Source organism: Paenibacillus caui (genome assembly GCF_019904135.1).
In the GTDB taxonomy this organism is placed as follows: Bacteria; Bacillota; Bacilli; order Paenibacillales; family Paenibacillaceae; genus Fontibacillus; species Fontibacillus caui.
This window is the reverse complement of the sequence record NZ_JAIOGQ010000057.1, coordinates 1-10,809: the sequence shown is the minus strand read 5'-3', so window position 1 is coordinate 10,809 and position 10,809 is coordinate 1. Positions and strand designations below refer to the sequence as shown.

General features: G+C 52.1%; 9 protein-coding genes, 11 tRNA genes and 1 rRNA gene. All 21 read left to right on the top strand.

Annotated elements, in window-relative coordinates:
- Positions 1 to 9: 9 nt before the first annotated feature.
- The 21 genes from rrf (at position 10) to yajC (ending at position 10,582) form a co-directional block, all read left to right on the top strand.
- A 5S ribosomal RNA gene (rrf, locus tag K7397_RS20715) occupies positions 10 to 126 on the top strand.
- A 5-nt stretch (positions 127 to 131) separates the two neighbouring features.
- A tRNA-Asn gene (locus K7397_RS20710) sits at positions 132 to 204 on the top strand.
- Between the two features lie 70 nt (positions 205 to 274).
- Positions 275 to 366, top strand: a tRNA-Ser gene (locus K7397_RS20705).
- Positions 367 to 384: 18 nt separating this feature from the next.
- A tRNA-Glu gene (locus K7397_RS20700) sits at positions 385 to 459 on the top strand.
- Positions 460 to 530: 71 nt separating this feature from the next.
- A tRNA-Val gene (locus K7397_RS20695) sits at positions 531 to 606 on the top strand.
- A gap of 42 nt (positions 607 to 648) precedes the next feature.
- Positions 649 to 722 (top strand) — tRNA-Met (locus K7397_RS20690).
- Positions 723 to 741: 19 nt separating this feature from the next.
- Positions 742 to 818 (top strand) — tRNA-Asp (locus K7397_RS20685).
- Positions 819 to 874: 56 nt separating this feature from the next.
- Positions 875 to 950: transfer RNA gene (locus K7397_RS20680), tRNA-Lys, on the top strand.
- Between the two features lie 32 nt (positions 951 to 982).
- A tRNA-Gly gene (locus tag K7397_RS20675) sits at positions 983 to 1,057 on the top strand.
- A 6-nt stretch (positions 1,058 to 1,063) separates the two neighbouring features.
- Positions 1,064 to 1,140, top strand: a tRNA-Arg gene (locus K7397_RS20670).
- Between the two features lie 18 nt (positions 1,141 to 1,158).
- Positions 1,159 to 1,238: transfer RNA gene (locus K7397_RS20665), tRNA-Leu, on the top strand.
- Positions 1,239 to 1,248: 10 nt separating this feature from the next.
- Positions 1,249 to 1,322, top strand: a tRNA-Pro gene (locus K7397_RS20660).
- Between the two features lie 160 nt (positions 1,323 to 1,482).
- A complete protein-coding gene (locus K7397_RS20655) occupies positions 1,483 to 2,715 on the top strand; it encodes an MFS transporter (protein ID WP_223070479.1) in 1,233 nt (410 codons plus the stop codon).
- Positions 2,716 to 2,839: 124 nt separating this feature from the next.
- Entirely contained in the window at positions 2,840 to 3,517 is a 678-nt protein-coding gene (locus K7397_RS20650) for a BofC C-terminal domain-containing protein (RefSeq protein WP_223070478.1), read from the top strand.
- A 201-nt stretch (positions 3,518 to 3,718) separates the two neighbouring features.
- The gene (gene ruvC, locus K7397_RS20645; RefSeq protein WP_223070477.1) at positions 3,719 to 4,222 is read left to right on the top strand and encodes a crossover junction endodeoxyribonuclease RuvC; all 504 of its coding nucleotides are present in this window, start codon (positions 3,719 to 3,721) and stop codon (positions 4,220 to 4,222) included.
- Complete coding sequence (ruvA, locus tag K7397_RS20640) at positions 4,219 to 4,833, top strand: Holliday junction branch migration protein RuvA (RefSeq protein WP_223070476.1); 615 nt, start codon at positions 4,219 to 4,221, stop codon at positions 4,831 to 4,833. The genes ruvC and ruvA overlap by 4 nt, the downstream gene beginning before the upstream one ends.
- Before the next feature lie 33 nt (positions 4,834 to 4,866).
- The gene (gene ruvB, locus K7397_RS20635; protein ID WP_223070480.1) at positions 4,867 to 5,871 is read left to right on the top strand and encodes a Holliday junction branch migration DNA helicase RuvB; all 1,005 of its coding nucleotides are present in this window, start codon (positions 4,867 to 4,869) and stop codon (positions 5,869 to 5,871) included.
- 58 nt (positions 5,872 to 5,929) lie between these two features.
- On the top strand, positions 5,930 to 8,041 hold the full coding sequence (locus K7397_RS20630; RefSeq protein WP_223070475.1) for a SpoIID/LytB domain-containing protein: 2,112 nt from the start codon (positions 5,930 to 5,932) through the stop codon (positions 8,039 to 8,041).
- Positions 8,042 to 8,049: 8 nt separating this feature from the next.
- Entirely contained in the window at positions 8,050 to 9,078 is a 1,029-nt protein-coding gene (gene queA, locus K7397_RS20625; protein WP_223070474.1) for a tRNA preQ1(34) S-adenosylmethionine ribosyltransferase-isomerase QueA, read from the top strand.
- Positions 9,079 to 9,101: 23 nt separating this feature from the next.
- On the top strand, positions 9,102 to 10,241 hold the full coding sequence (tgt, locus tag K7397_RS20620; protein ID WP_223070473.1) for a tRNA guanosine(34) transglycosylase Tgt: 1,140 nt from the start codon (positions 9,102 to 9,104) through the stop codon (positions 10,239 to 10,241).
- A gap of 32 nt (positions 10,242 to 10,273) precedes the next feature.
- On the top strand, positions 10,274 to 10,582 hold the full coding sequence (yajC, locus tag K7397_RS20615) for a preprotein translocase subunit YajC (RefSeq protein ID WP_223070472.1): 309 nt from the start codon (positions 10,274 to 10,276) through the stop codon (positions 10,580 to 10,582).
- The last annotated feature ends 227 nt before the right edge of the window (positions 10,583 to 10,809 follow it).

Below are 10,809 nucleotides of genomic sequence, written 5' to 3'. Positions count from 1 at the left end.
AAATGCCCGTTTGGTGGCGATGGCGGAGGGGTTCCACACGTACCCATCCCGAACACGACCGTTAAGCCCTCCAGCGCCAATGGTACTTGGACCGAAGGGTCCTGGGAGAGTAGGACGCCGCCAAGCAATGTTCCCTGATAGCTCAGTTGGTAGAGCACTCGACTGTTAATCGAGTTGTCACAGGTTCGAGTCCTGTTCGGGGAGTTAAAATCCAGAAAGCGAAGAGGAATTTTATCATTAATTCCGATTCCTTTCTGGGACCTATTAAATATGTGGAGAGGTGTCCGAGTTGGCCGAAGGAGCACGATTGGAAATCGTGTAGGCGTCACAAGCGTCTCGAGGGTTCGAATCCCTCTCTCTCCGCCAGCTTGGATTTAGATAGATGGCCCGTTGGTCAAGGGGTTAAGACACCTCCCTTTCACGGAGGTAACAGGGGTTCGAATCCCCTACGGGTCACCATGTATCCCTAAAAAGTGACGATTTGCGTTGCAGCATATTTCGATTCCTTTTCGGGTAGCGGCTTTACTTATGGAGGCTTAGCTCAGCTGGGAGAGCATCTGCCTTACAAGCAGAGGGTCGGGGGTTCGATCCCCTCAGCCTCCACCATGATATGCCAAAACTTAATCTTATACTCATCTTTGTTACTGACGCGGGGTGGAGCAGCCCGGTAGCTCGTCGGGCTCATAACCCGAAGGCCGCAGGTTCAAATCCTGCCCCCGCAATAGCTATTCTTTTTGGCCTGGAACCGTGGTGTAGAGGCCTAACATGCCTGCCTGTCACGCAGGAGATCGCGGGTTCGAATCCCGTCGGTTCCGCCATTTCATTTGGAAACATGGGCTTTCGCTCATCTGTCCAAATGTCCTTCCTTGAATTAGAGCCATTAGCTCAGTTGGTAGAGCACCTGACTTTTAATCAGGGTGTCGAAGGTTCGAGTCCTTCATGGCTCACCATTTATGTCTTAACCATTGGTGAAATTGCAGTTGCGGACGTGGCTCAGCGGTAGAGCATCGCCTTGCCAAGGCGAGGGTCGCGGGTTCGATTCCCGTCGTCCGCTCCATATTATGCGCCCTTAGCTCAGCTGGATAGAGCGTTTGACTACGAATCAAAAGGTCGGGAGTTCGAATCTCTCAGGGCGCGCCATTTTATTACAACACACTTGCCGGTGTGGCGGAATTGGCAGACGCGCGCGACTCAAAATCGTGAGGGAAACCGTGGGGGTTCGAGTCCCTTCACCGGCATCATTTATATCGGGACGTAGCTCAGCTTGGTAGAGCACCTGGTTTGGGACCAGGGGGTCGCATGTTCGAATCGTGTCGTCCCGATTGATTTAGGAAGCAGTCATTCTTTCGGAATGGCTGCTTTTTTCTTTTTACTGAACCTATATAGAAATTTCTATATAAATGGTGACGGTGCCTCAATTGGACGGTTCTTTGCGTTATAATGGAAAAATGTACTTTGAATTTTGAAGGAGTGAAAGCATCCATGGAAACGTGGAAACGGAACTTGTGGCTGCTGTGGATTGGTTCTTTTATTACATCGGCCAGCTATTCCATGGTGATCCCCTTCCTGCCATTATTTTTGCTTCAAATCGGCGTGAAACAGCAAACGGAAATGTGGTCAGGTTTATTATTCAGCGCCGCCTTTTTAGCTGGAGCTATTTCGTCACCCTATTGGGGCTCACTGGCCGACAAATACGGCAGGAAGCCCATGATAGTGAGAGCGGGATTTGTTTTGTGCGTCGTTTATGTGCTGACGGCGTTTGTTACCAATCCTTATCAGTTGCTTGCCCTGCGGATTACCCAGGGACTTCTCTCGGGTTTTATACCGGGAGCCATTGCGCTCGTGGGAACCAATACACCGGAACAAAAGGTGGGCTACGCCCTTTCGATGATGTCGACCGCTACTGCAACGGGTTCAATTATGGGTCCCCTGCTCGGCGGAATTATCGCGCGAATCGTCGATAACCGAACGGCATTCGCCAGTGCGGGGGTGCTTGTTTTTTTAGCGACACTGCTCGTCATTTTCTGGGTAAAGGAAGAGAAATTTGTGCCCGGCAAAGGCCGCAGCTCCGTGCTGAACGCCGTCAAGATTGCGGCTGGCAACCGCTCGCTGCTGATCGTGCTGCTGCTGACCATGCTTACCTCTCTCTCCATCATGACCATTGAGCCTGTTCTTTCCCTTTATATTGTCGACATGGGCGGGTCGGTCGAGAATGCGTCTTTGGTCGCCGGAATTGTCTTCTCCCTTTCAGGCGTAGCCAGCATCCTGTTCGCACCTTACTGGGGGAAGAAGGCGGACAAGACCGGGTTTATGAAGGTTTTGCTGACTGGCCTGTTTTTCGGCGGGCTTTTGACGTTGGCTCAGATCCCTTTCCAGAATATCTGGGGCTTTTCAATTACACGCTTTATTTATGGCGCCTTTTTCTGCGCGGTATTTCCGGCCTTGAACGGCATGGTCGTGCATTTTACATCTCCCGACTTTCGCGGCAGGGCTTTTGGCTTGAATCAAACCGCCAACCAGATGGGCGGAATGCTGGGACCGCTTCTCGGCGGCTTTATCGGAGGAATCGGTTCCGTTCAAACCGTATTCTGGACTACTGGGGGATTGCTGATTATCGCCGGCTTTTTTGCCTTATTAAGCGGCCTGGACCGCTCCGGCAATGAGCTAAGGAAAGAAAGGGCTGGCGCTATTTCGGAAAGAACTGAGGATCAATAGAACGGGAATATTTATTCATCTCATTAATCCGCCATGCGGGCTTCTCCAATGCCGGTATTTTGAATAATTCGGCAATATCACGGTCACAATAGGAAAAATAACACCGGATAGAAGGGGATTGCCCGTGAGCATTTTCAACATAAAAAGACGCATGAGAAGACGCCTGAGAAGATGGAGAAGAGCGATTTGGACGATTACCGCCTGTGCTGTCGTTTTTGCTATGGTCTGCTTGGAAATGCCGCTGTCCGATCAGCTGAAAAATCTGCTTACCCAGGATGAGCCGGCAGCTCTGGAAACTTTGGCGACGCTTAAGGAGTGGGCCGCGGAGAATGAACAATCCAATTTTGAAGCCGCTATTAGCCGTACGGATCAGCCAAGAATTGTCCATACAGGTAAGGTGTATGTTTGCGGCGAGGAAAATAAAATCATCGGCATTCTGAAGCCAAACGAAATCCTTGAACTGCTGAGCCGGCATCCGAACTGGCAGGGAAGACTGGATGACGAGGGGGAAGTATGGCTGGAGGAGCATGTCGCGGAATTGTCCGAAACCTGCAAGCGGAAAGGCTATATCGGACTGGATTCCACCGGCAGCCTTAGCCTGTTTGAAGGCAAACCCGATAAAGAAAAAGTCATGCGGACTTTTTTTCAAATCGACATCAAATCCATGGAAACCGCACTGCCCAAAGAAGTCATTAAGCAGTTGCATGACGGAATACGGATTCAGGACCTTGAGGAGTACAACAGCGTCTTATCGACGTTCAGTGATTTTGCCGTTGGGCCTGCTGAGAAAACAAAACATTAGAGCGTGTTTCATAGCAGCTCATGATAAGCCAGCTTCATATCAAGGAGACGACCATTTGGCCGTCTCTTTTTTGTTTCGGCGAAACTTGGGCAAATCCCGTGCAAACTTATCCCCGATTGCTCCAACTTTTGTTATAATAGATTGAATACATATGTTCGCCTTTGACAAAAGGGGCGGGCATGGACTTGGGAGAGATGATGGTTGCGTATTTTGGGAATCGACCCTGGCATAGCTATAGTTGGCTTCGGATTCATAGATAAGCAGGGCAGCAAGTGTGTGCCGGTGCAGTATGGATGCATTCAGACAGAAGCGCATACGCCTGAGGAAGAGCGGCTGCTTCATGTTTATGAAGGGATGATCCAATTAATACAAAAGTACAAGCCGGATGCGGTGGCGCTTGAGAAGCTGTTTTTTAACCGGAATGTGACTACGGCGATGACGGTCAGTCAGGCACGGGGCGTTATGGTTCTGGCGGCAACCCAGCAAGGGCTCCCGATTTCTGAATATACGCCGATGCAGATCAAGCAGGCGATCGTTGGCTATGGCAAGGCGGAGAAACGGCAGGTCCAGGAAATGACCCGCATGTTTCTTAAGCTGCAGAGCATACCGAAACCGGATGACGTAGCGGATGCGCTCGCTGTGGCCATATGCCACGCCCATTCCTATACGTTAAATTCAAAGATAAATGAGGTTCTGCGCAAATGATAGATTTTTTAAGGGGAAAAGTAGTTCACCTGGAGTCGGAATATGTCGTTCTGGACGTTCATGGGACCGGTTATCGTGTATTTTGTCCAAATCCGTACTTTTTTGCCAAAAGCAAAGAAGAAGTAACGATCTATACCCATCATCATGTACGGGAGGATGCCATTCTGCTGTTCGGCTTCGCTTCAAGGGAGGAGCAGAAGCTGTTCCGCAAATTGATCGAAGTTTCAGGAATCGGCCCGCGGGTTGCGCTTGGCATTCTGAGCGGCGGAACTCCGGACCATGTTGTGGCCGCCATCTATCAGGAGAATATTTCTTTCCTGACCCGTCTGCCGGGGATCGGCAAGAAGACGGCGCAGCGGATGATTCTGGATCTGAAAGACAAGCTGGACGGCATCGCAACCGGCACGGTCCCTGTCCATTCTGAGCTTGAGGTTGATCTGTTCAATCCGGATGCGTCCTCCTGGTCCGAGGCGAAGGAAGGCCTTAAAGCGCTTGGCTATACGGATGTTGAGCTGGATAAAGTATGGCATAACATAAAAGACGGCGTTGCTCCGGGCGAATCGGTCGATTCCGTTATGAAAAAGGCGCTCAAGCTGCTGTATGTCGGATAGAGGAATGAACAGAAAGGGAGCGATGCAGCAATGATGGAAGACCGGATCATATCGGCAAATTTGATGATGGAAGATCAGGCGGTCGAGCTCAGCCTTCGCCCACGCTATTTATCGGAATATATAGGTCAAAGCCAAATCAAAGAAAACCTGAACATTTATATTGAAGCGGCAAAAATGCGCAAGGAGGCGCTCGACCATGTTTTGCTGTATGGCCCCCCGGGGCTTGGCAAGACGACGCTGGCCAACATTATCGCCAACGAGCTGGGGGTGAATTTGCGGACGACTTCGGGGCCGGCAATCGAGCGGCCTGGCGACCTCGCAGCCCTGCTCACTAACCTGCAGGAGGGCGACGTCCTCTTCATAGATGAAATTCACCGCCTCCACAGAACGGTGGAGGAAGTGCTGTATCCGGCGATGGAGGATTATGCGCTTGATATTATGATCGGCAAGGGACCGAGCGCGCGTTCGGTTAGGCTGGACCTGCCTCCCTTCACGCTTGTTGGCGCCACAACCCGGGCGGGTCTGTTATCGGCGCCGCTTCGCGACCGTTTTGGCGTTGTCAGCAGGCTTGAATTCTACACGGTGGAAGAGCTGAGCTACATCGTTTCGCGCGGAGCGGATATACTGGGCATTGAAATTGTTGGGAATGGCGCAGAAGAGATAGCGCTCCGTTCGCGGGGAACGCCCCGGATTGCAAACAGGCTGCTTAAACGGGTCAGGGACTACGCTCAGGTGCGCGGAGACGGCGTAATTACCTCTGAGGTAGCCGATGAATCCCTTCGGATGCTGCAGGTAGACCCGATGGGACTCGACCAGATTGACCACAAGATGCTGAGGGCGATGATTACAAGCTTCCGGGGCGGCCCCGTGGGTCTGGATACGATCGCAGCCACAATCGGCGAAGAAAGTCAAACGATTGAAGATGTATACGAGCCCTATTTGCTCCAGATCGGATTTTTGCAGCGAACCCCGAGAGGCCGTATAGCCACTCCGGCGGCCTATCAGCATTTGGGACTGCCTGTTCCCGAGAACAATTGATGAAAAACATGAACTAGTAACCTTTTTAACAGGCTATGAGCAGAAAGTGAGGTTCCCCATGAAACGCGCCAAAAGATATAACAACTTGATCAAGTGGAGCAGAGGTTTCGGAGCCGGTCTGCTCCTTCTAGGCATGCTGCACACGCCGGCAGCGGCGGAGTCAGCAGGGCAGAATACGGTTCGGGTAGCGATGTTCCTGGATCTTGGGAGCACCTATAAGTCAACCGCCCCTGCGGTTACCCTTCAGTCCCCGGACGGACTGGCTGCAGGGCCAAGAACGGAGAACGGGTTTCAGCGATGGGTTCAGATCGAAGCCGGCAAACAAGCCAGATTCAGCATAAACGGTTACCGGGTAAAAGCGCTGCAAACGACAGAGTGGAGTACGGTGGCGGCGGCAGCCAAAAAGCTGCAGGCAACTTCGCACAAGCCGACGATTTTCTCGGAAGATGCCGACGGGAAAAAGATCTACCAGCTTTACACCGGCAGTTACGCCACAGCCGCAGATGCGGAAAAAGCCGCCGATTCCGTGGCCGGCACGCTTGGCGGCCTTACGGACCTGCAACAGCCTGAAGTAAGAGGAGGATTGTATCTTTCGGCGGGAGTTTTTGCATCCGCTTTTGACGCGGAAAGCTTGTGCAAGCAGATCGTATCCCAGGGTATAGACGCGTGGAGAGTGCTGACGCCAGGCTCCGGAAATGGATCTTATTCTGTATGGGTTGGAGAAGCTGCAAGCGATACCCAGCTTGCGGCGGTCAAAGATTCGGTTCTGGCCAAGTTTCCTGAACTGCAGCTCTCGGCGGTAGATGCTTCGCAGGCCGCTTTGGTTATCCAGAGTGACACTACAAACGATTTGGCTGCACCTGCTCCGCTTCCGCATTATATGCTGATTGGAAACGGAGCCAAGCTGTGGGTGGAGTCCGGCACCGGCAGCGGAATTACGGAAGTCAAGGAGCGTTCTGCCCGCAAATACCGGGGAGGATTTGAAATCAGTTCGGTGAACGGACAGCTGGCCCTTGTGAATGAGCTCCCGCTTGAGCAATACTTATATTCCGTTGTAGGAGGGGAAGTGCCGTCCTCATGGTCTCTGGAAGCGCTCAAGGCGCAGGCCGTTGCCGCCCGCAGCTTTGCGCTGTACCAGCCGGCAAGCAAATTCAAGGTTGCCGGTTTGGTGGATACGACACTAAGCCAGGTTTACTCTGGCATTGGCACTGAGGCGGACAGCATTGTACAAGCGGTAGACAGCACGGCGGGGGAAGTATTGAAAAGCAACGGCGAATTGATAGAGGGCGTATTTTCCGCAAACGGCGGAGGAATGACGGCTGACTCTACGGAAGTCTGGAACAACCCGAGCACTATTTATACGGCTGTGGCAAGTTCCGAAGACAAGGCTGCGGCCGAGGGATTGAAGCAGTGGTATCACGTGCTGCTCAGCAGCGGCCAAAGCGGCTATGTTCGCGAAGACAATGTCAAACTTACAGGCACATCAAACGCCGCGGGTTTGAACTCTCTTACCGTAACCGCAAGCAACGTCAATGTAAGGCCGCTTCCCATGATTCAATCAAGCGTTAATCCGGTCACCAAGATGAATCCGGGCGATCAGGCCCTGGTGCTGGAAAAGGTTAATGAATCGGGCTCGTATGCATGGGTGCGGGGCCCCTTCACTTCGGATCAACTGCTGCAGAGCCTGAAGGGCAAAACGTCCAATTCGATAGCTTCACCGATCACTTCGCTGGAAGTGACCCAGCGCGGTCCTTCAGGACGCGCCATTCAGGTCAAGGCTAACGGAGAAATCGTGCAGGTGAAGTATCCCGACTTGTTCCGTTCCGCGTTTGGCGGCTTGCCGAGCACCTTGTTTGATATTGTCCAAACAGGAAGGTATACTGTACTGGGTGCCGGAGGACAGACCGCGTCCGGTACCGCCGCAGCGGGTACTGCCGTGTTGTCGGCATCGGGGACTAAGACCCTTTCCGGAAGCCATGTGATTGTGATGAACGGAAATCGGGAAGCCAGGATCGTTGACCAGAGCAACCGTTTCCTGTTCGTCGGTCAAGGGAACGGACATGGTCTGGGTATGTCCCAATGGGGAGCCAAAGGCATCGCTGACGAGGGGTATGATTACATGACTATTTTGCAACACTATTATCAAAATGTGACGATTACGAAGGAATGACTTATATTATGAACGTAGATTTATATGATTTTGAACTTCCCGAGCGGCTGATTGCCCAAACTCCGCTCGCTGACCGGGCCGCTTCGCGCCTGCTTACTTTAAACAAAGCGACAGGCGAAATCGGGCATCATCATTTTCCGCATATTCTGGACGAACTTCGGCCTGGCGATACGCTGGTTCTTAACGACACGAGAGTGCTGCCAGCCAGATTGTTTGGCGTTAAGGAAGATACAGGCGCCAAAGCCGAGGTTTTGCTGCTTAAGAACCTGAGCGGCGATCAATGGGAAACGCTGGTCAAACCGGGAAAGAAGCTGAAGAAAGGCTCCGTTATCGTGTTTGGCGACGAACTGAAAGCCGTTGTGGAAGAAGAAGGCGAAATGGGAAGCCGGGTGCTTTCATTTTCATATAGCGGGATATTCAACGAAATTCTTGACCGGCTCGGGCAAATGCCGCTTCCTCCTTACATTAAGGAGAAGTTGGACGACAAGGAACGCTATCAGACGGTTTATGCCCGTCACGAAGGCTCTGCGGCCGCTCCGACAGCCGGCCTTCATTTTACGGAAGAGCTGCTGGAAGCCATTCGGGCCAAAGGGGTAACGATCGCCTTTGTAACCCTTCATGTAGGTTTGGGCACGTTCAGACCGATGTCCGTTGACCGGGTTGAAGATCATGTCATGCATGAAGAGTATTATATCCTGCCTCAGGAAACGGCGGATATTCTCAATGAAACGAGGGAAAGAGGCGGCCGGGTGATTGCGGTAGGGACTACATCCGCCCGGACATTGGAGACGGTAGCCGGGAAATGTGAAGGCGGCAAAATCGTCAAATCAAGCGGCTGGACCGGGATCTTCATTTATCCGGGCTATACGTTTCGCTTGGTGGATGCGCTTATCACAAACTTTCACCTCCCCAAATCAACGCTGGTCATGCTGGTCAGCGCTCTCGCGGGGCGCGAGCATATCATGAACGCCTACCGGGAGGCGGTTCGGCGGGAATACCGCTTTTTCAGCTTCGGCGACGCCATGTTTATTTATTAGACTTTAGAGGATGGTTGATTATATTGGCAGCAGCAATTACTTACGAGCATATTAAAACCTGCAAGCAATCAGGCGCGAGGCTGGGCCGGGTTCACACTCCGCACGGCGTCATCGAAACCCCTGTATTTATGCCTGTTGGCACGTTAGCCACGGTGAAAACGATGAGCCCGGAAGAGCTCAAGGACATGGATGCACGCATCATTTTGAGCAATACGTATCATCTATTCTTAAGACCCGGACATGAAATTGTCCGCGAAGCCGGCGGCTTGCACAAATTTATGAATTGGGACCGCGCCATATTGACGGACAGCGGCGGCTTTCAAGTGTTTTCCCTGAGCGAAATGCGCAAAATTACAGAAGAAGGCGTGCACTTCCGCTCCCATCTGAATGGGGACAAGCTGTTTCTGTCACCGGAGAAAGCGATGGAAATCCAGAACGCGCTCGGTTCTGACATCATGATGGCGTTTGATGAGTGCGCCCCTTATCCGGCGGAATACGATTATGTCAAACAATCGCTGGAGCGTACAATCCGCTGGGCCGAACGCTGCCTGAAAAGCCACGCCCGGCCGGAGGATCAGGGACTCTTCGGTATTGTGCAAGGGGGGATGTATGAGGACCTTCGCAAGCAGAGCGCACGCGATTTGACTTCTCTGGATTTTCCGGGTTATGCTATTGGTGGACTGAGTGTAGGTGAACCTAAACATCTCATGTATGAAGTGCTTGAATATACGGTACCACTTTTGCCAAGTAACAAGCCCCGCTACCTGATGGGGGTTGGGTCACCGGATGCGCTGATCGAAGGCGCGATCCGCGGCGTCGACATGTTTGATTGTGTGCTTCCTACCCGGATCGCCCGCAATGGGACAACCATGACGAGCCAGGGAAGATTGGTGGTCCGTAACGCTCAATATGCCCGTGATTTCGGACCGCTTGATCCTGAATGCAACTGCTACACCTGCCGGAATTACTCCCGGGCCTATCTTCGTCATTTGATCAAAAGCGACGAGACATTCGGTTTGCGGCTGACTACTTACCATAATCTGTACTTCCTGCTGAATCTGATGAGACGAGTTCGTGAAGCGATTATGGAAGACAGGCTCCTCGACTTCCGGGATGAGTTTTTCGAGCAATACGGTCTGTTTGACAATGAAAAAGGTTTTTAAACCAAGCTTATGAAATGAGAGGGGAAGACAACATGTTTTATTATGCAGCGGCAAACGGCGGAAGCTCCATGCTTGGAGTGGTCATTCCGTTTGTCATCATGCTTGCGGTATTCTATTTCCTGCTGATTCGTCCGCAGCAAAAGAAGCAGAAAACCCGCAACGCCATGCTCAGAGAATTGAAGAAGGGCGATAAAATAGTAACGATCGGCGGTCTTCACGGTACCATTGTGGAACTCACCGATGACATTGTCGTCATTCGCGTCAACGATGTAACGAAGTTGACTTTCGACCGGAGCGCAATCAGCCACAGTGTAAGCACAAGCGAGACTGCGGCGCAATAAGGTTATTTGCCTTAAAGAAGTGCCGGCAAGAGGCAGGATTAAATAAAGAAATCAAAAGAATGGCAGGTCAAGGAGCTAATCCTTGCCTGCCATTTTTCTAGTACGCCCAGCATGGGCGTCATCTACACGGTGAAAGTCCGGAATGGGGGCTGGCGAGCGCCTACCATTAGCCAAGGGTAAGGGTGTCCCATCGTGAGGTGGAATCTGAAGGAAGCCGGAGGCAAAAG